This is a genomic window from Paenibacillus ottowii, from assembly GCF_050516475.1.
GTDB lineage: Bacteria > Bacillota > Bacilli > Paenibacillales > Paenibacillaceae > Paenibacillus > Paenibacillus ottowii.
In genome coordinates, this window is the sequence record NZ_CP191577.1 from 3862543 (window position 1) to 3889042 (window position 26500).

General features: G+C 45.9%; 29 protein-coding genes and 1 tRNA gene. 8 read left to right on the forward strand and 22 right to left on the reverse strand.

Annotated elements, in window-relative coordinates; all coding sequences use genetic code 11:
- Positions 1–80: 80 nt before the first annotated feature.
- The gene (locus ACQQ6X_RS17910) at positions 81–266 is read right to left on the reverse strand and encodes a YqzE family protein (protein WP_305166430.1); all 186 of its coding nucleotides are present in this window, start codon (positions 264–266) and stop codon (positions 81–83) included.
- A 242-nt stretch (positions 267–508) separates the two neighbouring features.
- On the opposite strand from ACQQ6X_RS17910, the gene ACQQ6X_RS17915 reads away from it, so the two are divergent.
- The gene (locus ACQQ6X_RS17915; RefSeq protein ID WP_305166431.1) at positions 509–1264 is read left to right on the forward strand and encodes an N-acetylmuramoyl-L-alanine amidase; all 756 of its coding nucleotides are present in this window, start codon (positions 509–511) and stop codon (positions 1262–1264) included.
- On the opposite strand, the gene ACQQ6X_RS17920 is transcribed toward ACQQ6X_RS17915, so the two are convergent.
- The 3 genes from ACQQ6X_RS17920 to ACQQ6X_RS17930 all read right to left on the reverse strand — a co-directional run bounded on the left by ACQQ6X_RS17920 (position 1239) and on the right by ACQQ6X_RS17930 (position 3111).
- The gene (locus tag ACQQ6X_RS17920; protein ID WP_305166432.1) at positions 1239–2174 is read right to left on the reverse strand and encodes a divergent polysaccharide deacetylase family protein; all 936 of its coding nucleotides are present in this window, start codon (positions 2172–2174) and stop codon (positions 1239–1241) included. The two genes, ACQQ6X_RS17915 and ACQQ6X_RS17920, sit on opposite strands and share 26 nt — an antisense overlap.
- A 126-nt stretch (positions 2175–2300) precedes the next feature.
- The gene (gene msrA / locus ACQQ6X_RS17925; RefSeq protein ID WP_149032662.1) at positions 2301–2813 is read right to left on the reverse strand and encodes a peptide-methionine (S)-S-oxide reductase MsrA; all 513 of its coding nucleotides are present in this window, start codon (positions 2811–2813) and stop codon (positions 2301–2303) included.
- 213 nt (positions 2814–3026) lie between these two features.
- A tRNA-Leu gene (locus ACQQ6X_RS17930) sits at positions 3027–3111 on the reverse strand.
- A gap of 205 nt (positions 3112–3316) precedes the next feature.
- Between ACQQ6X_RS17930 and ACQQ6X_RS17935 the strand changes: the two genes are divergently transcribed.
- A complete protein-coding gene (locus ACQQ6X_RS17935) occupies positions 3317–3850 on the forward strand; it encodes a hypothetical protein (protein ID WP_305166433.1) in 534 nt (177 codons plus the stop codon).
- 134 nt (positions 3851–3984) lie between these two features.
- Here ACQQ6X_RS17935 and ACQQ6X_RS17940 read toward each other — a convergent pair whose 3' ends face one another.
- The 5 genes from ACQQ6X_RS17940 to ACQQ6X_RS17960 all read right to left on the reverse strand — a co-directional run bounded on the left by ACQQ6X_RS17940 (position 3985) and on the right by ACQQ6X_RS17960 (position 6496).
- The gene (locus ACQQ6X_RS17940; RefSeq protein WP_305166560.1) at positions 3985–4314 is read right to left on the reverse strand and encodes a carboxymuconolactone decarboxylase family protein; all 330 of its coding nucleotides are present in this window, start codon (positions 4312–4314) and stop codon (positions 3985–3987) included.
- Positions 4315–4427: 113 nt separating this feature from the next.
- Positions 4428–4649, reverse strand: a complete 222-nt coding sequence (locus ACQQ6X_RS17945; protein ID WP_063209269.1) for a hypothetical protein — start codon at positions 4647–4649, stop codon at positions 4428–4430.
- 137 nt (positions 4650–4786) lie between these two features.
- A complete protein-coding gene (locus tag ACQQ6X_RS17950) occupies positions 4787–5131 on the reverse strand; it encodes a hypothetical protein (RefSeq protein ID WP_013370520.1) in 345 nt (114 codons plus the stop codon).
- Between the two features lie 101 nt (positions 5132–5232).
- Positions 5233–5805 carry a xanthine phosphoribosyltransferase gene (locus ACQQ6X_RS17955; protein WP_149032660.1) on the reverse strand — a complete coding sequence of 191 codons (573 nt, stop codon included), beginning with the start codon at positions 5803–5805 and terminating at the stop codon, positions 5233–5235.
- Between the two features lie 85 nt (positions 5806–5890).
- On the reverse strand, positions 5891–6496 hold the full coding sequence (locus ACQQ6X_RS17960; protein WP_305166434.1) for a DedA family protein: 606 nt from the start codon (positions 6494–6496) through the stop codon (positions 5891–5893).
- A gap of 142 nt (positions 6497–6638) precedes the next feature.
- On the opposite strand from ACQQ6X_RS17960, the gene ACQQ6X_RS17965 reads away from it, so the two are divergent.
- Complete coding sequence (locus ACQQ6X_RS17965; RefSeq protein WP_063209196.1) at positions 6639–7745, forward strand: YkvI family membrane protein; 1107 nt, start codon at positions 6639–6641, stop codon at positions 7743–7745.
- On the opposite strand, the gene ACQQ6X_RS17970 is transcribed toward ACQQ6X_RS17965, so the two are convergent.
- Positions 7742–8866 carry a glycosyltransferase family 4 protein gene (locus ACQQ6X_RS17970; RefSeq protein WP_063209194.1) on the reverse strand — a complete coding sequence of 375 codons (1125 nt, stop codon included), beginning with the start codon at positions 8864–8866 and terminating at the stop codon, positions 7742–7744. The genes ACQQ6X_RS17965 and ACQQ6X_RS17970 overlap by 4 nt on opposite strands.
- A 205-nt stretch (positions 8867–9071) precedes the next feature.
- On the opposite strand from ACQQ6X_RS17970, the gene ACQQ6X_RS17975 reads away from it, so the two are divergent.
- Positions 9072–10253 (forward strand): GGDEF domain-containing protein, encoded by a 1182-nt coding sequence (locus ACQQ6X_RS17975; RefSeq protein WP_305166435.1) that lies wholly within the window; start codon positions 9072–9074, stop codon positions 10251–10253.
- Between the two features lie 124 nt (positions 10254–10377).
- On the opposite strand, the gene ACQQ6X_RS17980 is transcribed toward ACQQ6X_RS17975, so the two are convergent.
- Positions 10378–11160: a pseudouridine synthase gene (locus ACQQ6X_RS17980; protein WP_305166436.1), complete on the reverse strand. Its 783-nt coding sequence runs from the start codon at positions 11158–11160 to the stop codon at positions 10378–10380.
- Positions 11157–12770 (reverse strand): RsmB/NOP family class I SAM-dependent RNA methyltransferase, encoded by a 1614-nt coding sequence (locus tag ACQQ6X_RS17985; protein WP_305166437.1) that lies wholly within the window; start codon positions 12768–12770, stop codon positions 11157–11159. The genes ACQQ6X_RS17980 and ACQQ6X_RS17985 overlap by 4 nt, the downstream gene beginning before the upstream one ends.
- A 163-nt stretch (positions 12771–12933) precedes the next feature.
- On the opposite strand from ACQQ6X_RS17985, the gene ACQQ6X_RS17990 reads away from it, so the two are divergent.
- Positions 12934–13461 (forward strand): thioredoxin family protein, encoded by a 528-nt coding sequence (locus ACQQ6X_RS17990; protein WP_305166438.1) that lies wholly within the window; start codon positions 12934–12936, stop codon positions 13459–13461.
- A gap of 83 nt (positions 13462–13544) precedes the next feature.
- Here the strand turns inward: ACQQ6X_RS17990 and ACQQ6X_RS17995 are convergent, their stop codons facing one another.
- The 3 genes from ACQQ6X_RS17995 to ACQQ6X_RS18005 are packed head-to-tail and all read right to left on the reverse strand — an operon-like array spanning position 13545 to position 16056.
- Positions 13545–14114 (reverse strand): DUF309 domain-containing protein, encoded by a 570-nt coding sequence (locus tag ACQQ6X_RS17995; protein ID WP_305166439.1) that lies wholly within the window; start codon positions 14112–14114, stop codon positions 13545–13547.
- Positions 14115–14927: a GTP pyrophosphokinase gene (locus tag ACQQ6X_RS18000; RefSeq protein ID WP_064796143.1), complete on the reverse strand. Its 813-nt coding sequence runs from the start codon at positions 14925–14927 to the stop codon at positions 14115–14117. It lies immediately after the preceding gene.
- Positions 14928–14961: 34 nt separating this feature from the next.
- Positions 14962–16056: a quinone-dependent dihydroorotate dehydrogenase gene (locus ACQQ6X_RS18005; protein ID WP_305166561.1), complete on the reverse strand. Its 1095-nt coding sequence runs from the start codon at positions 16054–16056 to the stop codon at positions 14962–14964.
- 216 nt (positions 16057–16272) lie between these two features.
- On the opposite strand from ACQQ6X_RS18005, the gene ACQQ6X_RS18010 reads away from it, so the two are divergent.
- Complete coding sequence (locus ACQQ6X_RS18010) at positions 16273–16419, forward strand: hypothetical protein (RefSeq protein ID WP_167669723.1); 147 nt, start codon at positions 16273–16275, stop codon at positions 16417–16419.
- 27 nt (positions 16420–16446) lie between these two features.
- Here ACQQ6X_RS18010 and ACQQ6X_RS18015 read toward each other — a convergent pair whose 3' ends face one another.
- The 3 genes from ACQQ6X_RS18015 to ACQQ6X_RS18025 all read right to left on the reverse strand — a co-directional run bounded on the left by ACQQ6X_RS18015 (position 16447) and on the right by ACQQ6X_RS18025 (position 19722).
- Positions 16447–17877, reverse strand: coding sequence for a L,D-transpeptidase (locus tag ACQQ6X_RS18015; RefSeq protein ID WP_305166440.1), 1431 nt, complete (start codon positions 17875–17877; stop codon positions 16447–16449).
- Positions 17878–18037: 160 nt separating this feature from the next.
- Complete coding sequence (locus ACQQ6X_RS18020) at positions 18038–18280, reverse strand: ferredoxin (protein ID WP_064796146.1); 243 nt, start codon at positions 18278–18280, stop codon at positions 18038–18040.
- 161 nt (positions 18281–18441) lie between these two features.
- Positions 18442–19722, reverse strand: a complete 1281-nt coding sequence (locus tag ACQQ6X_RS18025; protein WP_149032653.1) for a DNA polymerase IV — start codon at positions 19720–19722, stop codon at positions 18442–18444.
- Between the two features lie 296 nt (positions 19723–20018).
- Here ACQQ6X_RS18025 and cimA point away from each other — a divergent pair, with 296 nt between their 5' ends.
- Positions 20019–21635, forward strand: coding sequence for a citramalate synthase (gene cimA, locus ACQQ6X_RS18030; RefSeq protein ID WP_063209172.1), 1617 nt, complete (start codon positions 20019–20021; stop codon positions 21633–21635).
- 61 nt (positions 21636–21696) lie between these two features.
- Here the strand turns inward: cimA and ACQQ6X_RS18035 are convergent, their stop codons facing one another.
- From ACQQ6X_RS18035 to ACQQ6X_RS18050, 4 genes are all read right to left on the reverse strand, one after another.
- Entirely contained in the window at positions 21697–22323 is a 627-nt protein-coding gene (locus ACQQ6X_RS18035) for a TlpA family protein disulfide reductase (protein WP_305166441.1), read from the reverse strand.
- 171 nt (positions 22324–22494) lie between these two features.
- Complete coding sequence (locus tag ACQQ6X_RS18040; RefSeq protein ID WP_063209170.1) at positions 22495–23232, reverse strand: exonuclease domain-containing protein; 738 nt, start codon at positions 23230–23232, stop codon at positions 22495–22497.
- Positions 23229–24311: a DUF294 nucleotidyltransferase-like domain-containing protein gene (locus ACQQ6X_RS18045; RefSeq protein WP_305166442.1), complete on the reverse strand. Its 1083-nt coding sequence runs from the start codon at positions 24309–24311 to the stop codon at positions 23229–23231. The genes ACQQ6X_RS18040 and ACQQ6X_RS18045 overlap by 4 nt, the downstream gene beginning before the upstream one ends.
- Before the next feature lie 48 nt (positions 24312–24359).
- Positions 24360–25763 (reverse strand): ammonium transporter, encoded by a 1404-nt coding sequence (locus tag ACQQ6X_RS18050; protein WP_305166443.1) that lies wholly within the window; start codon positions 25761–25763, stop codon positions 24360–24362.
- Between the two features lie 291 nt (positions 25764–26054).
- Here ACQQ6X_RS18050 and ACQQ6X_RS18055 point away from each other — a divergent pair, with 291 nt between their 5' ends.
- Complete coding sequence (locus ACQQ6X_RS18055) at positions 26055–26486, forward strand: MerR family transcriptional regulator (RefSeq protein ID WP_187360619.1); 432 nt, start codon at positions 26055–26057, stop codon at positions 26484–26486.
- Positions 26487–26500: the final 14 nt, after the last annotated feature.

Below are 26500 nucleotides of genomic sequence, written 5' to 3' on the forward strand. Positions count from 1 at the left end.
ATTTATCTTTATAACAAATTAAAAAGAGACCTCAAATGGCATTCTCCCATGCCTCTTGTGGTCTCTTTGGCGTGTTTACGTTACTCTCTTCGCTCTCTGCGCCTGGATTTTATCCACATTTTGAGAGCGAGAGGCAACATGCCAAACCATTTGCTCACCCACGGCTCCTTGGCTTGCTTTTGGCTGCGTCGAACATCACGCGGCGTTTCCATATAACGCACAATCCGCTGTGTTATATACGTCACCAGCTCGTCACCCTTCGCCATCCTCCATAACCTCCTCCATCTGCACCTATCCTTTCCGATTACCGTGCTTGGAAATATCCGATAACACGTTAGGTGCAGATAAAATTAGCTTGTACATTTTCCAGCGGCTCTAACCCTTGTGGAAAGAACTACGTATGGTTTCCCTTAAATGGAACATACTATTTTTAAATATTTCTGCTAGCTCAAGGCTAATTATGTTTAAAGGCACTACGCAGTTAATTCGTCCACCGGAGGAATACAATATGTTCAATAAAAAGTTAAACAGAATATGGCTGACCGCACTAGGGTTAAGTCTTTGCATTCTTTGTAGCTCTGTACTTGTCCCTATCGCTTATGCAACTACGCATCCTGACGAAAAAGGTACCCAATCAAAAAAGCATACAGAAAGCCCTTTTAACCATTCCTATCACGCTTTTGCCAAGCCCGTGGTCCTGATTGATGTAGGTCATGGCGGTGTGGATGGTGGAACAAGTCATAAAGGGCTTCTGGAAAAAGATATTAATCTTGCTATTGCTCAAAAGCTATACTTGATTCTACGTTCCCAGGGTTACCCTGCTGTTCTCAATCGGGATAAGGACTACGCATTAAGTGATGATAACCGTTGGTTGAAGTCTAAATCCCGGCATCTTAAAGACCTCGCCCAACGCAAAAGCTTAACGGAGCAACTTCCCACAGCTTTGGTTGTAAGCTTGCATGTCAATTGGGCCAAACAATCTAAAAAACGCGGTCCCATTGTGCTTTATCAGGATGAGGGCAGCAGCTACCTGTTGGCAGAACGGATTCAGCATTCACTAAACCGCTTGTTTTGCATGAATAGAGGAACAATGTACGGAAAACCCTTTTATCTCCTGAATAAAATCCAACATCCTGCTGTCATTGTGGAAACCGGATTTATCAGCAACGAACAGGACAGAGCTATGCTTTCCGGTGATCCTGGTCAAAAAAACATTGCTGAAGCTATTGCCGAAGGCATTATTGCGCATCTGACGGTATGGTAGTATTGGTGGCTGGATCACCTGTCCATCCCCATACATCACGCACCAGATCGCTAATGCCAACAAACTGAGCATGCTCCTTTAATTTGGGAACCGATAAATGAAGTCCTGAAGAGGTTTTCAAGCCTGCTCCGCCAACATGACCAATCGTTACACAGGTGTCGTGCTCAGCCAACCATTCAACTACTTTAGTAAGTTGTCGCTGCACATGGGCGATGGTATGAACATCGTCCAAAAAAATATCATTTCGCACTGGCGGCATTCCCTTTTTAGCTGCAAGTTCAGGCACAACTGACCAATAATTGGTACGGCTATCCACAAAAAATAGTCCGTGTTCCTTACACACATCAAGCACAACAGACATAATGCGCTTGTCAGAGGTGACCTTGGAGCCCATGTGATTGTTCATTCCTATGGCATAAGGAACATCCTTAATAGCTTCCGTCACCTTGGCACGTACTTCTTCATCCGTCATATTAGCCTTGATCGCTCCAGGTCCAAGCCATTCAGGTCTGCCCTGCTTTGGTTCCATCGGCAGATGAACGATAACATCATGACCACGCTTATGCGCTTCCATAGCGTCCTGCTTGGTTGTAGGCAAAAAAGGCATTACAGCAACGGTGATTTTAACGGGTAAATTTAAAATCTCCTTTGTCCCTTTCATATTGTTTCCTAGGTCGTCAATAATGACAGCAACCCTCTTTTGCGGCTCGTTTTGTTGGTCAATTGCTTCAGCAACAGCAGTTCTACAGACCATAAATAGCATACAAACTGAAATACAAAGTACTACAACTTTTTGGATTCTAGAGCACCCAGAGCGTATAAGCGCACAAGATGGCTCCTTCTGTCTGCGTGACGCCTTTAAGGCCTTTTTTATTAGATTTCTAATCTGTAACTTCCGTCGTGTACTCATTTGCGGGTCAGCCTCCTTCTCTGTCCCTTCATTGTGTGAGTAACCTCGTCTAAATATGTATAAGGCAGACTCAGGGGTGATCCCCGATCTGCCTTTGTCGTGGTTAATAACGGATATTCAAGCAGATTACCAATTCTTGTCGATAAATTCATCACGACCAGATTGTGCTCGATCTTCCTTATAATGCTTTACATTCTTCTTATGATAATCTTGATGATAATCCTCTGCCGGATAAAAAATCGTAGCCGGAAGAATTTCCGTTACAATCGGCTTATCAAAGCGTCCGCTTTGCGCCAACTGTTCCTTGGACTGTTGCGCCAGCTCCCGTTGCTGCTCCGTATGATAAAAAATAGCGGGTTTATACTGTGTGCCCCGGTCCTGGAATTGTCCTTCTCCATCAGTAGGGTCTGTTTGTGGCCAATACAATTCAAGCAGCTTCTCATAAGGAAACAGCTCAGGCTCAAATGTAATCTGCACCACTTCGTAATGACCTGTCGTTCCTGTTTTAACCTGTTCATAGGTCGGATCGGGAATCGTCCCTCCAGTGTAACCTGAGACAATACTATGAATGCCCGGTTGCTCCTCGAACGGAGTCACCATACACCAAAAGCACCCACCGGCAAAAGTTGCTTTCTCCATCTGTCATCCAACCTTTCAATAGCTTCATCATGAATTGCATTATTATTCATCATATCTTAAAAGATAATCTTATAAAAGAATTGTTTATATACTTGAATAAAGTTCAAGTTCTTATATTGGAATCCTTGCTGGTAAATTGGCAATTTCGCGAAATATAAGAAAAGGTTTATAGAAATGCTACAAGAGCAATTCTATAAACCTTTTTCTAATGGATGCGGTCGAGAGGACTCGAACCTCCACGGGGGGTTAGCCCACACGGACCTGAACCGTGCGCGTCTGCCAATTCCGCCACGACCGCATATATTTGGTGTCTACCTCGAAAAATTAATTTCTTAGCGACAAGATAGATCATACCATGATCATATAAAGATGTCAAACCTTTTATATCCTTGATAATAAAGGAATAATATATTAATATAAGAACATAAGTTCTTGAGAACATAGGTTCCTTCACTTCGATGACTATGAATTATCATCACATTTTCCTAAGGCGGTGAATGGTAATGATCTCTTCAGATACTACCCAGCATCAATGCTCTCTTGTAAAAAGTTATCTACTTCTTACCTTTATTCAAAAAGTATTTGAGCGGGACAGTCTCATTCTTGAAGAAAGCGGCGTGCTGAAAACCCCTGATCTTTATGTCGAAATGGTTAACGCAGGAATAGATCGTACCGGAATCCTGCTATCTGAAATTAAACATGAATTTAAGAAGTATCAGATTCGTGTTTTAGACATACAACAAAACCACTCCGGCGTTCACGCCACCTATATATATAAAAGCGCTAAAGAGCAGTTCAGTATGCCTATGCCCGCATTCCGTAAAGAAATGTATGAACGAATGCGAGCTTATCTTGGGCTCCCTACCTCCATGCCTCATACGGCTGCCCTTCCTTTACCAGAGAAATATCGCCCCGAACCAAATAACTCAACCCCTAAACCCCTACGCGTTGTTGGGCGAAGCTGGGTTACATCCTCTTCTGCCTATAAGCATAAATCCTCTCGCCCTACTGCTTTTGCTGCAAGCAAAAGAGCATAATCCCCGCACTACACGCAAAAAGAAGCTTCCGCAGGCACCAACAGTGCTCGGAAGCTTCTTTCACTAACCATCATGTTCAGGCCAGTCTATGTTCGTTATTACGAGTAAGAATATATCTGTTTGAATAATTCGCTTTAATGCAGCGCCTTCTGTACACGCGTGACACCTTGGCTTAAAGCATGTCCTCCACCAACTGCAGCAGCTACAGCAACGGCCTCCATAATGTCCTGATCACTGGCTCCTTTAGAGCGTGCCTCATTCACATGATAAAACGTGCACACCTCATTATTGGCAAATAAGCCAATACCCAGCGCAATCAGTTGCTTGGTTTTTTCATCTAGACTGCCGGCTTGAAAGCATTCTCCAGTAAAACGATGATAAGCATGAACTACCTCGGGCAACTTATCTTCCAAATGGCTGATTTGATCCTTGTATGCGTGTACTTTTTCGTCCATAACCGTCATTGACACAGCACGCCCTCTCTGTTGAGTTTTCCTTTATTACTGTGTCCGGTTTAGAGTTCCTATATGCCTAATGAACGCCCCGTTTTTTATCCAATCCCCATGTCGATCTCGTTTTAATCCAGATCTACCGGATTGTGACGCGGCTCGCTGAACGGCTGGTATGTATAGCTGCGATCCAACTTGACCACACGTCGATTCTGGCGTCGAATAAGCACCTGTTCATCATCCCAGGCCAATACAATGCCAACCACATCGTTGGACTCCAACCCATCGCGTACGACGCGTACCTTTTCACCGGAGAGTCGATAAGCATCCAATTCTTCGTCCATTATCATCCACGTTCCCTCCTTATCCACTTTTTCAACCAACGACCATAATTTGTAGCATACAAAAAGTTTAAAAAGAGACCTAAACAAATCATTTAGGTCTCTTTCCTCTTACTACTTATATGGATTGCCAACAGAGCAACAAATTATCCCGACTGATTTACACTGTGGTCATGTTCTTTTGTATCGTTCTTCTCGTACCAGAAGTCCAGCACTTGTGCAGACAACACTCGCTGTTCTACATACTCCACTTGGTGAGCAGTAAATTCTTCTTTCCAAGAGAAGGACAATTCTTCGCATAGGTTAACCAATGTCAACAACTCAGACCAGGCCACATAGCGTTTATACCAAAAAAACTGAGGATGTTCAATCATATAGGGATACAAATCGTCGAATTCCGTATGTTTACAATCCAAGGCGCGTTCAAAATGCACTTTAGCCGCTGCCAGTTTTTCCAGAAAAAACTGTTCGGTCAATTGTTCATTCCCCATGTTGCTGCCTCCTCTCCCAAACCTTATCTATATTATAAGCGAAATTGATGCTCATGCAAAGGTTATTATTAGAAATAAGGATCTGGAGTCTCGAAATGTTACTATTCAGCAAACTCTATTTTACCATCAACCAAGGACGAAATTTTAACCAATGATTCTACACGGATGCCCTGCTCACGGATGGTTCTCGCTCCTGCCTGAAACATTTTTTCAACCGCAACTCCGAATCCAACCAACTCCGCCCCAGAGCGTTGAATAATTTTAACCATACCTCGAGCTGCATCGCCGTTAGCAATAATATCATCAATGAACAAAACACGATCATGTTCATGAATAAATTGACGAGACAACATAATATCTGTAACAATACCTTTCGTAAACGAAGGTACACGCTCACACAGCGCATCTGGATCAGCTAATAAAGTCTTTTTACGACGAGCAAATACCAACGGTACACCCAACTCCAACGCTGTCGCAAACCCGATGGCAATGCCTGAGGATTCCACGGTCACTACTCTGGTGATTTTCTCTTCCCGGAAACGGGCTGCGAACTCTCGTCCCATTTCCATAGTCAGCTCTGGATCAACCTGGTGATTAAGCAATCCATCCAGCTTTAGCACCTGATCTGACGCAATCACACCTTCATCTAAAATTCGTTTCTTTAATACTTCCATTCCATGACCTCCCACGGCATTCCTATGCGGTAAAAGTACCATACATCACCCGCCGCTTTCAAGCTATAACCTGCTTTCCATACGGTCATGTGACATTTTTTTTACGTTTGTTCCAGAACCAAGCGATGATTCCTCCCAAAACGATTAAAAGAATAACGATTAAACCTATCCGGTGCGTCACCTTCTCCATCAGCTTGGCCACCTGTTCCCAGTGCATGCCCACTGCATGTCCGATTCCCAAAAATGTACCGCACCACAGCAACGCTCCTGCCGATGCATAGCTGATATAGCGAAAAACACCTAGACGGGTTGTACCTGCCAGATATGAGGATACATGCCTCAAGCCAGGGACAAAATATCCGAACAAAATTCCCCAGGTGCCATAGCGTCCGAACCAATTTTCGGAAGAGGCAATCCTAGAAGGCGTAAGCCTTACCCATTTACCGTATCGGTGCAATAGTGGCTTGCCCAGCAGACGCCCCAATGTGTAACTAAGCATCATGCCTGTCATACTGCCGAAAAATGTGACTGCCAGCGCGGCAATAAAGTTGTAGTGTCCTTGAGACACGAGCCCGCCGAAGGCGATCATCAGCACTTCGTCGGGTATCGGCATACCAGCTACTCCAAGGGCAAGCAAGCCGAACATTGCCAAATATCCGTATTCCAGTATCCATGCAAGGATTTGACCCATAAATTACGCTCCTGTCAAGCTATTCGTTAAATTCAATAATAATTATTTTCAGTCTCATCCAGTCATGTCCTATTTCAGTTGAACATAGTTTGTATTATATGCTCACTGCAGCGTTATTCAAGCAGGCAAGGGGGGACTGAGAATGAAACGTAATATTCAAGTTTTTCAGATTGCTTTTACATACATTGGTACAATCGTCGGTGCCGGCTTCGCTACCGGACAAGAAATTTTGCAATTTTTTACGCAATATGGACGTTGGGCTACAATCACTATTATGCTGTCCACACTCATATTTGTATGGTTGGGTACGAAAATAATGCTGATCGCCCATGATATTTCAGCCCGCTCCTACGAGGATCTGAACAAACACCTTTTTGGTGCCCATGCCGGAAAATGGATCAGCATATTCACGCTAATTGTGCTGATTTGCGTGAATAGCGTCATGCTGGCAGGAGCTGGCTCTGTTTTTGTGGAGCATCTTCATCTTCACTACCAAACTGGACTGCTCATTACACTGATCGGAACTTACATACTGCTGAATAAAGGTATTAAAGCGATCCTGCATATGAACACTATTGTGGTCCCGCTGATGATCACCATATCTCTTTTACTCGTTCATAGCACCCTTTCCATGCCTAATCCGCAAAGCTTTATTACGAATACGACAGATCACAGTGTACTAAGAGCATGGATCTCTCCACTGCTGTACACATCCTTCAATCTGACTATGGCTCAGGCCGTGCTTGTCCCTCTAGGCAGCCAAACATTCTCACGTAAAACCATCCGCTGGGGCGGTGTATTGGGTGGAATTGGTGTTGGCTTTATGCTGATGGCTGCCCATTTTGTCATGTCAGCGCAAATGCCAGGCATTCAGCAATTTGAAATCCCTATGGGAAGCATTGCTTATCGTCTGGGAGCGCTTGTTGAAATCATATACATTCTACTCATTTTTATGGAGATCTTTAGTACCTTTGTGGCCGACATTTATGGAGTCAGTCTACAAATTCGTCAGCATGTGCAAATTTCGCCCAAGCTCATTACATTATTCATTATGCTCACCTGTTTCTTAATCAGTCAGTTCGGCTTCAGTTCACTGTTATCTGTTCTCTATCCTATTTTCGGAATGCTTAGTCTGATGTGGGTTAGTAAACTGATCATGGCAGGACGCGGGAGACCTTTCCGCTCCTCACGTCCCCGCTCCAGCTTTCGGCATTCTGATTCCAAATCAGGTGATACCCGGCATGGTTAGTGTGGAAATTTCAAATACATTTTCTTCAGTTCGTTAACGGCACGACTTAAAGAGTAGCTTGATTTAGCCTTGTCACAGGCAGATCTAGCCAGTTCATAACGATAGGCAGGGTCTGCGATGACTTTTTCTAATGCGTCTGCCAGTGCCTTCGGATTATCGGGTGGCACGAGCAGACCATTGACACCATCCTCAATCTGCTCCGGTATTCCCCCTACTTCTGTACCTACCAATGCCAGACAGCTCAACGCCGCTTCTGCAAATACGGAGCCAAAGGCCTCTGCCCGCGAAGGCAATACGAACACATCAAAGAAAGGCATAAACTCTTCCGGGTGAAGAGTATATCCATAAAAGATCGTCTCATGATATATATCTAGCTGCTGCGCCATCTCTTCCAGCTCAGGCCGAATTGGACCATCTCCAATAATATGGAGCACAAATTCCTGATTTCTTTTTTTTAGCTCAGCGCAAGCCTGTAATAGAATATCCAGTCCTTTTGCGGGAACAAGCCGGCAAACGGTTATGAGCTGTGTCACTTCATTTTCGTGAGGAACGGGCTTAAATCGCTTTTCATCATATCCATTTGGAATAACCACAATATCTTGCGGATGCTGCACATAAGGTGTTAAGTAATGCTGAAAAGACTGCGATACTGCTATCAGGCGATCCGCCTTCTGCTCCATTTCTCGGTACAGTGATACTAAGAATTGGTGTTCCGGCCCGTTCTCCTCTATTTTCCCGTTTAGAATTAATTCCTTCTCATAGGAAGAGTGAATTGTCTGTACGAGTGGAATATCAGGAAATACGTTTTTCATAGCAAGCCCGGCAATCGGATGATGAGCATGAATAAGGTCAAAAGGTTTCTGAATGCGAAGCCGAGTCCACCACAAATAATCACGGTACGTCTGAATATATTTTTGAACGATTGGATATTGCTCATATCTCGTCCAGTCAAAGGTATCAAAGGTTACTTCGTCCCTACCCTTGTTGCGAATCCGTTTAGGGATTGAAAATAGCTCCATTTCCCAACGTGGGGACGTAAACCGCTCTTGCAAATATGGAATCATGGATGAAACGCCTCCCGGTTGCTCGGGTGGGAAAAAGAGAGCCTGTAGCAATTTCATGAGTGCTTCCCCTTTCAAGCATCAAACTGCCCGGAATACAGGATATATGTATAGGTTTCCGGATTTTCTGAAAGATGATATATTGAGAATAAATGTTAGGCACAAAAGAAAATTATAACATTTTAACTGGAATAAATCCTGTCTATTGTATCGGAACGATATCATCCGTTCAATAGATTGATTAATTTTGCAAATGGAGTCGGTGATGTTGACGTTGTTGTCCTTATTGGGAACTTTGGGCTCCCCATCTCTGACCGGGGCCATAAGTGCAGCCTGCGGTTTGTATATTATACTCATGATGGCGCTAATGTGCGTGATCATATATAGCAGACAACGAAAAAAAGCCTATATCCTTTTTTCGGTTGCCGCTATTCTTATTATGACATACGAAGCGATGAATCTCTATTCGGCAGGCGGTGGCCAAATGCAACTGCAGGGAATCGTGTGGAAGAACGCTTTGGAGGCATTTGCCTTCGTGCTTATCAATGCCGCCGTATTTCAGCTTTACCAAAAGCTAAAGCTTGTGGAGAGATGGGCCTTGCTATTACTGGCTGCGTTATTAATACTGCCGGTCATGGCCTGGACTTTAAATTTATTGCCCGCTTGGATCAGCGCAGTGAAGTTGGTTGGATTCACTCTGTTTTATCGAGTGTTGGTGCTTATACTAAGCCTTCTATTCATCACCCCACGAATCGGACAGCCAAAGAAATTTATAGCGGGTTTATTTGTATATTTGCTCTGGCTTGGTTTTCTCTGGCTGCGAAATGACATCCCTGAAGAAGCAGGCGGATCAAGCACGTTCCTGTGGATGTTATTTCTACCATTGCTGTACTACACAACGCTATTTATCATTCTGTTTGAACGAATTGTAGAGCTGCTCCAAAGGATTTATCGTTCTTCCATCACCGATGGTCTGACCGGGCTATATAACCGTAAATATTTTTCGGGAAGGCTGCGGCGATATATGGATCAGGGAATCCGCGTGTCGGTCATTTTTTGCGATATTGACAATTTCAAAAAGCTGAATGATACGCAGGGTCATGCTCGTGCGGATGAAGTTCTCAAGCAGGTCGCCCAAATTATGGAGGAGGAATTGGATGAAATTGGGCTGACTGGGCGATACGGCGGCGAGGAACTGGTCGCAATGGTTGTGGATCGGCGGGCCAAGGTTGGGCATGTTGCGGAACGAATCCGCGAACGAGTGGCCGAGGAAAGTATCGTCACCATCAGTGTCGGACACAGTACAGTTAAGAAGGAAATAAACCCGGATGAACTCGTCAAACAGGCCGATCAAGCCATGTACATATCCAAAACGACGGGTAAAAACAAGGTCACAGCTTATAAGGCAGCGGAAGTGAAAAAAAGTCGGGCAGCACGTGCACAATAATTCACACACTACGATTTGTTGACGAAGCTTGCCTGTGAACATTTCTCTGTCTGGTTGTCTATATCATAAAATGACGCACAGGCTCTCGTAAGAGCCTGTGCGTCATTTGTATTTAAACTCATCATTAAATTTCTGATGTCGCAGGTGCTATATCTCGGCCGATTGATGCCAGTTCTTCGCTGGTCAGCTCTCGATAGCTGCCCAGTGGAAGCTGTTCATCCAGCTTCAGTGGTCCCATGGCTGTTCTTTTCAAATAGGTTACCTTTTTGCCAACCGCCTCGAACATGCGCTTCACTTGGTGAAACTTACCCTCAAGGATCACAAGCGAAATATAGGAAAGGACCTCCCCGTCAGCCTGACGCGACTGTTCATGCCGAAGAATCGTCAACTGCGCGGGAAGGGTGACATACCCATCATCCAGTTCCACGCCTGCTGCAAAGTGATGAATATCCTCCTCCGTGACTTGTCCCGACACCGTAGCCTCATACGTTTTGGGAACATGACGCCGTGGAGACAGTAGTTCGTGGGCGAGCTTGCCGTCGTTGGTCAATAACAATAAGCCTTCTGTATCCTTATCTAGCCGCCCCACTGGAAAAGGCTCAAAATGTCGTTCCTCTGCACTCAGCAAATCCAGCACCGTCTGTTCTCTCGTATCTTCGGTTGCAGATATGACCCCTGGTGGTTTGTGCAGCATGATGTAAATAAACTCCCGAAATACAACCCGTTCGCCGTTCACTTCAATTTGGTCTTGGTAAGGATGAACCTGTAAGCCGCTATCTTTGATAACCCGTCCGTTTACCGTGATCATACCCTGCTTTACCTGTCTCTTGATATCACTACGGGAACCATACCCCATATGGGTTAAAATTTTGTCTAAACGCTGAGTTTGTCTCCCTTTTCCACTCATACCGATGTCCACCTCCAGCCCGTAGGATATTCATTTTTAAGCATGCCGTCCTGCCACTTCCCCCAACCGGCCGAATAACCATCAATACACACGAGAGTATAGCCTTTAGGTTGGGCTCCATCCCGAAGCTCCATTCTCTCCACAGGGACGGACAAGGTTTCACCTTTTAAATACCGGATGGCTTCAGCATCCGAACTGGAAAGGTTGATACTTCTAATCGCCTCAGAAGGACGTAAAGCCACCGCCAGCGGATGTGAAGGTATAAAACGACCATTCTTATCAGTTCCCATAAACCAGCCCGGACGCACCACCTTAAGCCCGTCCAAACGATGTGATGCCAGCGGGGACTGATAAATGCGGTCTCCATACACCACCGTATGGCCTTCAAGTGAAACCTCCAACTGCTCCTGAACAAATTGGCGATAAGATGCCAGCACATCATGCGGGGAGCATGCAGCAGATTTTACATGTTCTTTCCCTATACGAGACTTATTGCTATCAAAGCCGCGCATATTCTTACCTTTGCCTGACTTTCCGCTCATTCCTTTTCCGGTTCGTACAGACTCTTCAGTACGCCTTCCTTGGCCAATGGGGAGCAGCGCTTCCCTGACGGGCAAATGCTGCTTCGATGGAGCTAGATCCCCTGATTCAGTAAGATCTGCTGCCGAATCAACACGAACCCCACCCTGATGCTGCAATACAGCGATAAAATGACCTTCTCCCTCTACAAGATGCGGCCAGAGGCGTGCTGTACCCCGCAGTTCAGGATGCGCCGCTGCAATCTCTTCACTCACCCATTCCGGGTGGCCTGGTGCAAACCCCACTTCCGAAGGAACAGGGATTACATTAAAATCGGGATGAGCCTCCAGAAATTCCGCAATCATTCCTTCATTTTCTTCCGGGGCAAAGGTACAGGTCGAATAGACAATTCTTCCCCCATCGCTCAGCATCGAGGCCGCTACACGCAAAATGTCCCGTTGCATGACCACACATTTTTCCACCGAATGCGTTTCCCATTGTTTGGCCATATCCTCATCCTTACGGAACATGCCTTCTCCCGAACAAGGTGCGTCAATTAAAATTTTATCAAAAAAATGAGGAAAGGTATCTGCGATGCGATCCGGGCTTTCATTCAGTACCACGGCATTACGCACACCGTACAATTCCACATTTTTAGCCAACGCCTTCGTTCGGTCAGCGCTAATATCATTGGTCACCAGTATGCCGCTTCCTTGCAGCTTGGCTGCGATTTGGGTTGATTTTCCTCCCGGTGCAGCACACAGGTCCAAAACCGCCTCATCCTGAGCTACATTGAGCAGTTCAACCGGAGACATCGCACTCGGTTCCTGTATATAGTACAACCCAGCATGATAGTAAGGGTGTAATCCAGGCTTGGTACCGTGTGGAATGTAAAAGCCTGTGGGGCACCACGGAATCGGCCGCAGTTCGAACGGAGAACGTTCCTTAAAGTCCTCTACCGGAATTTTTAACGTATTCACGCGAATCCCGGCATGGGGCGTATGGTCATAGGCAGCCATAAAAGCCTCGAATTCATCGCCGAGCAATTGCTCCATGCGCTTTACAAATGCTGTCGGGAGCTGTACACCCATAATCGTAATCATCCTGTCCTGTTAAAATAAATTTTATTGTACCATAATCAACCTGTTATCCGACAATATCTGTGTGATTTACAAACTTTCACTACAGTCTGTAATGTTGTATAATAATGAGGTTCATAGTTACATATTTTAGTTTTTGATAGGAGAGATTCCATTGAACGCACAAAAATCCAACAAAAAAAAGCTCATACCTGTCATTGGCTTTTTTGTTGTGCTTGTCATTTTGCTTGGAGTGCTGCTCGCTCTAAACTCAGGCACTAAAAACAAGCTGTACGGCGTTTCCACAGCCTCGTTAAATCCTGCTACTCAGGAATTGCTAAATGATCCGAACTATCAGCAGATTATTAAGCCTGAAGATCTACAAAGTAAAATTGACAAAAAGGAAAGCTTTTTCGTCTATCATTTCGCGTCTGACTGTGTTCACTGCCGTGCCACTACTCCCAAGCTTATGCCTCTGAGCAAGCAAGAGAGCATCACGATGCATGAATTTAACCTGCGTGAGTATGAGGCCGGCTGGGACAAATACAAGATTGAGTATACTCCTACACTTGTTTATTACGAAAAAGGCGTAGAAAAGGATCGCATGGTGGGTGGGTTGAAGGAAAACCCTTCGGACAACGGATACACACTCGACGATTTCAAAGCCTTCTTTGAGAAATATAAAAAGAACGTGACCTCTTAGACAAGTAATCACTCGCCTGACAACGATAAAGCAGCCCGACCTATGAAACGGATCGGGCTGCTCGTTTATTATGCGCTACAACATCATGGCGCATCCTTCGTTTCCACCGTAGCTGAGCGTAAGCTGCTGGCAGCCTGTCTGCGCCTAATCGAAGCTGCCAGCGCCTGCTGACGCTGCGCATGCTTTTCCCCACGCCGAGGACCTCTCTGCTGAGGGATATTGACCGGAACGGACGAGGATGCCATTTCCACGGCCTGACGCAGCCCGGGCTCGACAATTTCAATCGTCAAATCCCGATAAACCGGTGGTTGACGTTGGAGCTCTTTCGAACCGTCCATAACAGCTTCAGCAAGCTGCCGGGCGCAAGCGCGCGCCTCGTCTACCAGCTTCGCCAGATTAATGCCCAGCGCTTGCGAAGAAGCATGTTCCAGCCTGTGCACCGCACTGTCCAGCATCATGTACCCACCACGATAGTTACCATTGCGAAAATGATACAGTCCTACAGCAATTTGCAGCAAACCTTTATATACAGGGTCTCGGTCCAGCTTAAGCCACAGCTCTTCCAGTACCTCATGACATTCAAAGTAATCCCGATCCCGATTGAAGTATACCAAATAAGTCACGTACAACGGTTCATAGGAAGGATTCACCATTTAATATTCATCCCTGTCTTCTTCCTTAGTTGAAGCTTCCAGCATCTCCTTGACCTCATCATGCAACTGCTTGATTCCTTCCATGTCGTGCCGCTCCCACAGTTCATTAAACTTGCGCTGCGCCTCAATCGTTTCACTGATCTTATGGTAGAAATACAGACGGTGCATGCCTGTTAGCACTTTGGATACAATATTGGCTTCATCCTCAAACTTTTTCTGGGCTTCCAATATTTCAAGACGGATGGAAGACATTTCATTATCCAACACAAAGGCTGCCTCAGCCGCCTTTTTCAATCGGGCCCGCATATCATCTGGCAAACTCTCTCGATATTTATAGCTCAGAGAATGCTCTATGGTTGCCCAAAAATTCATAGCCAACGTACGGATTTGAATTTCGGCCAGCACGATCTTTAACCCCACTGCTGTCTGAACCGGGTATTCCACAATCATATGAAAGCTGCGATAGCCGCTATCTTTATAATTGGTGATATAGTCCTTTTCGAATAGTACCGTCAAATCCTTACGTCTTCGAATATATTCAGCTACCCGCCGAATATCTTCTACGAATTGACACATAATGCGAATGCCAGCAATATCCTCGATCCCCGTCTCCAGCTGATCAAGTGAAACCTGTAATCTCTTCGCCTTATCGAGGATACTGGATATTTTTTTAACCCGCCCGGTTACGAATTCGATAGGAGCGTATTCCTCGCGCTTTTTCAGCTCCGCACGCATTGTTTTGAACTTGACCTTAAGCTCTTCCACCGCCTGATCGTATGGCAGCAAAAATGTTCCCCAGTCTCTTCCGTCCATCCCCGTACCTCCTGTCTCTTCCGACAACACTTTTTTATCTGTGAGTTGCACCAACAGCCTCGGTAATGTGTCTAAAGCCGTCCTTTCGAAGCAGCTCACGCAGACCGGCATGTATAGCCCGGTTTACTTCTGGCCCTTCGTAGATCAATGCTGTATAAATTTCAATCAGGCTAGCGCCTGCTTTAATTTTGTCATAGGCATCACGACTGGTAAAAACACCACCTGATCCAATAATAGGCAGCTTCCCTTCCGTCTGACGATACACCCGTCCTATGACCTCTGTAGAACGGTCACGTAGCGGCTTGCCACTCAACCCTCCGGTTTCACTTGCATTTCGATGCGTCAGACCGGTCCTCGATATTGTCGTGTTCGTCGCAATAATGCCATCCACTCCGCTGGCTGCAATCGCATCGGTCATATATTCCAGTTCCTCGTCCGATACATCCGGCGCAATTTTAACCAATACAGACTTGGCTTTACCATACTTTTTCGCCTGAACTCCCATCTCTGCCCGAACCGCTTCCAGTAACGACTTTAGTTCACTGCCATGCTGGAGTTTTCGCAAATCCGGAGTATTGGGCGAACTAATGTTCACTACAAAGAAGTCCGCATACGGATACAGTGCGGAAATACACTTCTCATAGTCTTTATGGGCATCCTCATTTGGCGTGACTTTATTTTTGCCGATATTAACAGCAACCGGTACAGGTCGATGTTTTAGGGCAGCCAAACGTTTGGCCATGCTCTCAGCACCCAGATTGTTAAAGCCCATCCGATTCACTAATGCCTCGTCAGGAGGCAGTCGAAACAAACGGGGTTGATCATTGCCGGGCTGTCCGACAGGTGTCACCGTGCCTACTTCCATAAATCCAAACCCGATGGAAGAAAAACCGGCAACAGCTTCAGCATTTTTATCCAGTCCCGCAGCCAGTCCAATCGGGTTGGGAAAATGAATACCAAACAGATCAACGGCAAGATCTTCCGTTTCCTTGACTCCATACATCCCTCGCAACGTCGCTGCTCCACCGGGAAGTGAACCCGCATGTTTTAAGCAGTCGATGACTACATGATGGGCCCTCTCTGGACTCATTTTGAAAAAAACAGGTTTTGCAATCCTTCGATACAACACCATTCATCCACTCCGTTCTATACCCTTGCACAATCCTAAAAACATCTCTACAAAATAGTTTAGCTTTTTCCATACCAAAAAGAAAGTAATTTGCGAGGTCCAGCATCAGAACAACTCAGTTGTCATGGAGATGTCATTGAAAATGTATAATCAAACCATTTACAATGGACATAGTAAGACAGGACTTTAGCCCGCAAGAAAAGAGGGATTGCTGTAATGAAGACCAAACGCAAACCACCCAGTCTGCAAAAGAAAAAGGATGAGGTGAACAAGAAAGCGATCGTATGGACCGCTGTCAGCTTTGTTCTACTCATCATCGTAATTGTTCTGGTCATTGTTTTAGCACAAGCAGGAAACCGTTAATCAACAAGTAGCAGTGGCATCACAATGTTAATTTAGCCAGTGATAGGTTTTACGGGGATTCGTCTGGTCGTGCTGCGGCTCACTCGTAAATCGGGAACCGGGTACAAGCACTTGATCAGGCAGTCCTCCGTTACCAATGACCACCTCTGTACCTGAAGGCACGAGTGCAAACAACTCCTCCACGTCTTCCTTCCCCATGCGGACACAACCCAGCGATTCATTTTTGCCGATACTGTCTGGCTCGTTCGTACCATGGATAGCATAATTGGTTGCAGACAGTTGCATACCACGGCTGCCAAACTCACCGTTGGATTTGCCGTTCGGATTTACGACTTTATCGGTAATCACAAATTTTCCTTCCGGTGTTCTATCCCCGCCCAAACCGATGGGATAATTGCGAATAAGTATATTGCCACTCACCAATGCTAGCCTGTGCCTGGATTTATCTATCACAATTCGGAGCGGTTGCCCCAGAAAAGGCCGTCCATGCAGTGACGATGCCAGCAATAGACTATTTTCAGCCGCTGAGCCTGTGTTCTGTTCTTCTGTCTTCCCTGTTCCCTGCCCTGAAGAAGCAAGTACATTGCGCAAAGGTGTAAAAGCCTTCTTCATCCCGTCAGTCGTACCGTACATCGTGTTACTGGGAAAGTCTCGGGTCAGTTCCTCAAGACTTTGGGGAAGACGTTGATGCTGTGAGCGAAAAGCACGCATGGCGCTATTCAGCACAGCCAGCTCTTCTTGTCCCGCAGCCCATTTTAGACCTGTTATGCGGAGGGTTTCACTATCTGACGGCTTGCAAGCACATGCAGCGGCGTCGTAAGACTGAACTGCTAATCCGCCGTTTCCCTTGTTCTGTACACTTAGTAACGGCTTCATACCTTCTCTCCAGATCAGCCATGTCCCCCTCTGCTCCATGCCCAGCACCGTAATCTTGGAAGGCATTTGACTCGTCTTTGCCAACAGTTCCGTAAACGCCGTTCCAGCTCCGCTTCCTTGCCGAGCTTGAGCCGTAAACACACCACCAGCATAAGGCTCACCGTTCTGTGCCTTCTCCTTTGGATCTGCAGTAGCCGCTTTCGCACCTTCGACATGATCAACCGCTGCATGCTCCGTTCCGGATGGAACGGATGCGCTCTTAGGTGAAATGCTCGGTGAGTTGGCTGAAGGAACCCAGATGAGTAGTAGTACCATTAACACAGTTAAAAGGTGGCGTGTTCGAGCAGTTCTCCGTTCTTTCTCCTTGGACATCTGAACCAGTTTATCCTGATATTCCATCCATACGTCTGCCGGAATCTGTTTATGCTCAAAGGCTTCGAACACTTCCCCTGCACGATTGAAGCAATAATTTGCTTTCCCCTCCTGACCGCTGCTTTCATACTCTTTACCGAGTAAATACCAGGCCATTTTATTATCAGGGTGCTTTTTTACATACGATTTAAGATGAGGCGAATGGTCCATCGGATCCTCCTAATCGGGTAATCTTGCTTATTTACTATTATGTATATCGGTCAAAATGAGCTTAATGGACAGCACATAAAAAAACAGCACCGCCAGCATACTTTCACCGTTATACGGCGAAGGGTACTGGCGGTGCTGTGCCTGTCCAAGAAGTCTACACTTAGCCTTCTTTATTGAACGGTTCGTCTGCAACTTTGATAGAATCTGTAGGGCAACCGTCGCAAGCATCCTGCATATCATCAAACAGATCTTCTGGGATCGCCTTGATGCCTTGGTTTGCATCCCCTTCAAAGATTACTTCAGCCAAACCTTCATCATCATAATCATAGATGTCTGGTGCCGTAGCGCCGCAAGCTCCACAAGCAATGCATGTATCTTTTTCTACCCAAGTGTACTTAGCCATAACTTTTCTCTTCCTCCTATACAATCAAACAAACCAGCTTTTGCATTCTATTCACATATTAATACAAACCCAATATTATTACAAATTATTTTCCTTTATCCTTCATGCAAAAAATGCTTATAACATGTATTACTAATACTAACGTTAACCCTCACCGATGTTCACTCCGGAGTAGGTAAATTGTCTTTTTGCAGCGAAGTTCCGCGCAACTTGGAATTACGAAGCAGTACCGAAGGATCATCTCCCAGCATCCCCGCAGTCAAAATTGCATTTTCACCAAACTTATCGCGCAGCGCATCCATCGTTTTCAGTAAGCTTTCTTTTTTAGGCTGGTCCTGGTATTCAAATAGATCTAATTGTACAGCCGCTTCCTCCTTAGGAATGAGCTGCTGCAGCGTAATCCCTAACAAACGCACCGGCTTATCCTCTCCCCAGTGGCGACGATACAATGCACAAGCTTCCTTATATATGTCTTCTGCACTTTCCGTAGGCGTACTCCTAACTTGAGAACGCGTAAAGGTCTTCATATCCGGGGTCCGAATCGTCAGTTGAATACCACCTGCCAACATACCGTGTCGTCGAAGCCGCCGGGCTACCTGGTCGCTAATGTTAAGCAGTACCCTTTGAGCTTCTTCCAACTTTACTACATCCATAGGCAGTGTGGTTGTGTGACCGATGGATTTGTTTGGCTCCCGTTCAGTGCTGACCGGAGAATGATTAATTCCATTCGCCGCCAATTTCAACCAAGAACCATTTACACCAAATACACTAACCAGCATGTGCTCATCTGCCTTGGCCAATTGCCCAATGGTGCGAATATTTAGTTGTAGAAGCTTGTCTGCCGTTTTGCGCCCCACACCAAACAATTGGCCACATGGAAGATTCCACAAAATGTTGGGCACATCACGTAAACGTAGAACAGAAATCCCGCGCGGCTTTTTTAGATCAGAGGCCATTTTGGCCAGCAGTTTGTTGGGCGCTACTCCAATCGAGCAGGGCAAGCCTAGCTCTTCCTCTACCCTACGCTGAATTTCCTCAGCAATTTCCAAAGGTGTTCCAAACTGCTTGGAACCGGAAATATCCAGGTAACACTCATCAATTGAAGTGGCTTCCAGCATAGGTGTATACGAGTAAGCAATACTCATAAATGCTTTGGAATAACGACGGTACAAATGAAAGTCAGGCTGTATCACGATAAGCTGTGGGCAGATCCGGCGAGCCTGCTGTACAACCATCCCTGTTGAAATACCCAATCGTCGTGCTTCATAAGAGCAGGTTACAATTACACCTTTGCGCAGCTCACTGCTGCCAGCCACTGCAGTAGGCAATCCTTTATATTTTTCCGGCTCCTCCGCTGCATGAACGGAACAATAAAATGCGTTCATATCCACATGCAGAATAACTCGTCCACCAACTGGATAATAAGCACTGACATCTTTCATGCTCAACCCTTCTTTTTAACTGTAAAATTCAACCGTCATATCAGAAATATGTTCTTTGATTTTATACTTGGGTTTCCCTTGCATACTATTTCTATTTTACATAAAAAATATAGGTTTTGCGTTGAAAAATGATAAATATATATTACATTTGAAGTCATTAGTTGTTATAATCGACTATCATACGAACACGACAAACTAACGCTTTCGTGTTTTTAAGCGTTAATCAATTAAACTAAATCATGCTTAAAAAAGCAGAGCATCACCAATCTGAGCAACCCGCAAAGGAGGAGTCCCTCATGTCCACCGCTATTTCTATCTTTGACACAACGCTGCGAGACGGCACTCAAGGAGAAGGAATTAGCTTGTCTGCTGATGACAAATTGAAAATCGCAAAAAAACTCGATGATCTCGGTGTTCACTATATTGAAGGCGGGATTCCCGGGAGCAACAGTAAGGATATTGAATTTTTCAAACGGGTACAGGAACTTGGCCTTCAGGCCAAGATTGTTGCCTTCGGCAGCACACGTCGCAAAGACAGCATCGCAGCGCAGGATGTGAATCTGCAACGGATTCTGGAATCTGGCGCTCAGGCTGCTACCCTGGTCGGTAAATCATGGGATTTTCATGTACACACCGCCTTACAGACAACACTGGAGGAAAACCTGGCTATGATTTATGACTCCATCGCCTTTTTAAAGCAAGGGGGCATGGAGGTAATTTTTGATGCCGAGCATTTTTTTGACGGATATAAAAACAACCCCGAGTATGCACTTGCCGTCATGAAAAAAGCGGAGGAAGCCGGCGCGGATTGGCTCGTGATGTGTGATACCAACGGCGGCACTCTACCGCATGAGATACAGGAAATTGTTACTACGCTGCAAAATCAGATAACGAAGTCACAGTTGGGCATTCATACTCACAATGACTGCGAATTGGCCGTAGCCAACTCACTAAGTGCTGTTCAAGCAGGTGCTAGGCAGGTGCAAGGCACCATAAACGGCTACGGTGAACGTTGTGGAAATGCCAACCTGTGCTCGGTCATCCCGAACTTGCAGCTCAAACTAGGCTACGATTGTCTAAATCCGGAGAAGCTCAAACAACTCCACAATACAGCCCGTTTTGTGAGCGAAGTCGCCAACGTCAATCTGCCTGTGAACCAGCCATATGTAGGCAATGCTGCTTTTGCCCACAAGGGAGGCATCCACGTGTCAGCTATTCTGCGCGATTCACGAACTTATGAGCACATCGCTCCTGAACTGGTGGGGAACAAGCAGCGGGTCCTGGTCTCCGAATTGGCTGGACAAAGCAATGTTGTATCCAAGGCGCAAGAACTGGGCATCTCCCTTGATCCATCCAGTGATGAGGCGCGCGGTGTCATTAGTCGTATTAAGGAGCTTGAGCATCAGGGCTATCAGTTTGAAGGCGCGGATGCTTCGCTGGAATTGCTTATTCGTGAAGCCGGCGGTGAAGTGAAGGAAATGTTCTCTTTCGAATCCTTTAAGGTGCTGGTAGAAAAAACAGCGGGCAGACCGGTCGTCTCCGAGGCATTCTTAAAGCTGAATGTTGCAGGGACAAGTGTCTATACTGCAGCTGAAGGAAATGGTCCTGTCAACGCGCTTGATAACGCACTCCGCAAAGCCCTTTCCCAATATTTCCCGGCCTTGCGGGACATGCACTTGGCTGACTACAAGGTACGCGTGCTCGACGAAAAAGACGCCACCGCCGCCAAGGTACGCGTGCTCATTGAGTCCAAAAATTATGAGGATGTCTGGAGTAACGTAGGCGTATCCGAAAATGTAATTGAAGCTAGCTGGGAAGCACTCTTGGACAGCTTCCGTTACGCATTGCTGGAAGCCCCAACTCCAAAAAATGCACAAACAGAGCTTACTCATCATGGATTAGTTAACCACTAATCAACTACTACAATGAGACAATAAGGTGACGTTGGAGGTTTACTCGGCCCCCAAAGTCACCTTATTTTTTTGAAAGTGCTTCTATTTTATCCTCCAACTCTCGTTCACTGAGCATGCCGATTATAATTTCTCGTACCCGCCCATGGTCATCAACCGTTACATGAGTCGGAAAAGCCGCTCCTCCAAATTGTTCAAACAACGCTCCTTGTTCATCCAGTAAAATGGGAAATTTGAGGTTCAAAGAACGGGAAAACTTCTGCACATCCTCCAACCGGTCATAGCGGGTTACATTGACGCCATACACATCTACCTCATGTTTATGTTTACTATACAATTCATTCAGCATAGGCGCTTCTAATCGGCACGGATCGCACCATGAAGCCCAAAAGCTAAGGATCATCGCTTTATTCCGCGTAGCCCCTATATCGTAGGACTTGCCGTTTAACTCCTTTAAAATCATAGAAGGAAGCTGTTGCCCAGGTTTGATTCTTTTTATTACCTCTGCTGTAGCTGATTCAGTCCCAACATCCTTCTCAACATCAAGCTCTTTCTCACCTTTATATTTCTCTGCCAAGGATATATTTTTCTTGGGCAGGCTTGCTGCACAGGCTGTGTTTGCAATAATTCCCCATGAAGAGCTAACCATAAGCAGCACAATTATCGCTTTGATGAAAAGAAATCTTTTCACAGTCTTATCACCTGCCTTTTGTCTAAATGACCTTATCCTTCCCATAGGATGCCCACACCCTCCTCATCTCTAATCTTCTAAATCCGAACAGGTCGCAAAAAAAACAGCAAACTCACGAAAATCGCGAACTTGCTGTAATGATGTAGTGAGAGATTTATACCTTGTACAGAATCAGGCATGGCTCAGGTGTGCGTAGACATCCGCCAAATTCGTTACATCACGCTTCAGCATTTCCTGAACATATGCCACCCATAGCTTAGCAGTCATCTTCGCATCTTCTAACGCATGATGACGCCCTTCAATCGGAATGGATTGAAAGGCCAGCAATTCATCCAAACTATAGGTTTGGTGTTGCTGTGGCTCCAGCCATTTGGCAAGCATCATGGTATCTAGTACACGATGAGTTAACTGAACTTTAGATGTTTTCCATAACGCAGCATTTAAAAAGGCCTTATCATGAGCACTGGCATGCGCTACAAGCACCCGCCCACCTACAAAGGACATAAAATCATGCAGACCATTCATAAGCGGCGGAGCTTCATCCGTCATTTCCCGGGTAATCCCAGTAAGCTCAGTAATGTGTTCAGGAATCTCCGTCCGTGGATTGACAAGCGTATAAAACTGCTCTTTCTCCATAATCATATCCCCGACAACCCGAATCGCTCCGAATGATAAAATCTCATCTCCATGCTGTGCAGAAAATCCTGTCGTTTCCAGATCAAAAACTACTGTCTCCAAACGCTCCAGCGGGGTACGCAATACTTCTGAACGCCGTTGTTCACGCGTTAAGGACCGAATAAACGCCATCTGCTGGGCCGTAGGAGCCCCCATTACAGATGCGATTGCCGACGGCACTCCTCCTCTACGGAGGGCACTCCAGAAGCCACCTCCCTGCGCCGGTTCCTTCATGACCTTCTCCCTTCCATAAACCGCAGCTGCCTTTGCAACGCACGATGCAGCCGTCGTACTGTTGAAAGAGCCTCTCGCAGCTCATGCCAGCCCTTACCTTGCTTCAACGGTTTGACAGCCAGATAGCCATTACTGATCAGCAACCCATCCTTCTCCCTCGCTGGTGTAGCCATTCGAAGCTGAAGTGCAATCCGAAAGGCTCGCTCGCAAGCATCAAGCAAGGGCAACGGTGCCGCTTCAAGTGATGCGAGACGCCTGAGCCTTTTCAAGGTAGAAGTTTCCTCCACACCATGTTGCAATGCCAAAAAACGGATGGCGTTCACCAACGGAATATATAACCCGTATTTCACATCAAAATCGCCTGCATGCTCACCGAATCGCTCGGTAACGATCTGACCTAAAATATTAAGGGTTGCTTTATGTCTTACCGTGTTCCTAAGTACCGCTGAAGGCAAATCGGGATGTTTACGAAACAACTTATAAAAGCCTTGCTTCCATTCCACAGACAATTGCTCGTCGCCTGCGATATGTCTCATGTCAGACGAGATAATGAGATAACGAATCGGTTCCCAGGCAAAATCCTCTGACCATTTCGACAGCTGTTGTTGCCACCCAGACAATGTAAGGCGCCACAACGGCTCCGAGCACATCACTTTCCCCTCGCATTTGGGGTATCCCAAATGCTCTAGCATCGCAGATACTCTGCGGCCAAACTCGCTAAAATACAATTCTTTATCAGCAGACACTAGGTCACTGATAATCATACCGTTATCCTGGTCACTCCACAGCGTCGATTCCGAGCGCCCCATACTTCCGAAGGCTATAAATGCGTAAGGGACGGGAGGAGGGCCGAAGCCATCCTCAACCATCCCTTTTTCACACATTTGTACAGCTCTGGCCGCGATGCGGTCATGCATTTCGTTCGCCGTTCGTAACCAGTCTGATAACGGAGCGGAGGCTTGGGAAGCCAGCAGCCATCTCTGAGAATCGACCCTGGCCTGCCTTAACGACTCAGGTGTATCTGCATGATCAATCGCTTCAGTGGAACTCACCCAAGGGGCCATATTTTGCAGTTCCATACTTCCATCTCCTCCGCTCATCCATACTGGCTCTTTATATTTTACATATTAGCTGACAATTCCAGAACGCTTTTCCGCTTCGGTAACTAACTTCATTTGTTCTGGATAACCGTACGTACCGTGTTCACTGATATCGAGTCCCATCGTTTCTTCCTCTTCCGTAACGCGAATACCCATAATGGCTTTCATCGCACCCAGAATAATGAAGGAAATAACGAATACGAAAGCCAAAGTCCCAACCAGTCCGAGCAGCTGCACTCCTAATTGCGTAAAACCGCCACCATAGAACAGACCCGCTTGACCTACACCTGTTATTTTTACAAGCTCAGGAGTAGCGAACAACCCTGTGGATACTGCGCCCCACATTCCTGCAACACCATGCACGGAGAAAGCATATACCGGGTCATCCACTCTCGCACGCTCAAACCATTGCGCTGTGAAGAAAGTGACGATCCCTGCAACTGCGCCAATGACCAGTGCGGCCCAAGGTGCTACAAAGGCACAAGAACCCGTAATAGCAACCAAAGCTGCCAGCACACCGTTTAGCATAGCCGGAATGTCTGCTTTTCCGTATACCATCCAGGATACGAGCAAAGCGAAAACCCCACCTGCCGCAGCAGCAATATTTGTAGTCAGAGCTACATATCCAAAGAATCCGTCATTCATAGCAGAAACCGCACTACCTGGGTTAAATCCAAACCAGCCAAACCAGAGAATAATAACACCCAGGATAGAGTACACCTGATTATGACCAGGGATGATGTTCGGCTTGCCATCTTTATTAAATTTGCCCAGACGCGGTTTGAGCAGCAGTGTAGCGACAAGTGCCGCCGTAGCACCCGTCAAATGGACCACGGTTGAACCAGCGTAATCCTGCATTCCCAATTTGCCAAGCCAACCGCCGCCCCATACCCAATGAGCAACAACTGGATAAATCACGATGGAGAACAAAATACCGAAAATAATGTATACACTTAATTTTGCACGCTCTGCCATCCCCCCGCATGCGATCGAAAGCGAAACCGCAGCAAAAGCAAAGTGAAACAAAAACATAATCGTAATTGGAACATCCAAACCTGAAAGAGTATCAAATGATGCAGCAGCATCTGTCCCGCTCATAAAGAAACCTGTCAGCCCCATAAATCCGTTGCCGCTATCATTGCCAAAGCCGAATCCAAATCCGAGGGCCCAGAAGGACAAAGCCGCAACACCTGTCGTGAGAATCGTTTTACCAGCGACATGACCCGCATTCTTCATTCGAGTTGAGCCTGCCTCCAGCAACGCAAACCCCGCTTGCATGAAAAACACAAGTATAAACGCCAAGAATGTAAAGGCCGTGTTTAGTCCAGCTTGAAGTTGAATATTTGTTGGCCCGTCAGCAGCAAACGCACCTACCGGGAAAGCCAGAACCGCCAGCATGGACAATAATACAACTAACCACTTTTTTCTCATGAAGACCACTCCTCGAATGTTAAGTTTCTTTACACATCGTGAAATTCTTATTGTCATTATAATCAGAATACATGAAAGTTGACAAGATTTTTTTTATAATGTTAAAAAAACGATCTTACAAACCTTACATGTCATATTTACTGACCAAAAAGGTAGTTTGTTTAAGCTCAACAAAAGCATGACGTTTGACTGTATGGTTGAGGATCATGTAAAATATCCTTTATAAACACTCGGTTTAAGATGCTAATATCGAAGGTTGAACAAGAGCGCGAGGTGAAGACAGATGGGGATATGAAGCTATATCGAATTGGTGAGCTAGCCAAAGCGGCTGGTGTCAGCGAACGAACGATTGATTATTACACAAAACTCGGTTTGATCAAACCTGAAGAACGATCATTGAAAAATTATCGACTTTATAATGATGAAACCTTAAACAGGCTTGAACGTATTAACCAAATGAAACAAGAGAAATATAGCCTCGAGGAAATCAAACAAACACTGATCAAATGGAACTCAGTCGCAGGAGAAGAGCACGTCACTGACAAACTAACGAGTCTAGAAATGCACATGCAGCGTCTAGAGCGTGAAGTCAATGAACTACAGCCTCTTCTCGGACAGCTCAAGCCCGTTCAAGCTCGCAAGCTGCTTACGGGTCTATTGCCACAAAGCGCCGCTTGTATTGAGGCTTTGAAGTATCTGTTGGAGCATAGTTCTATGATGTAGATACCCAGGCTAAT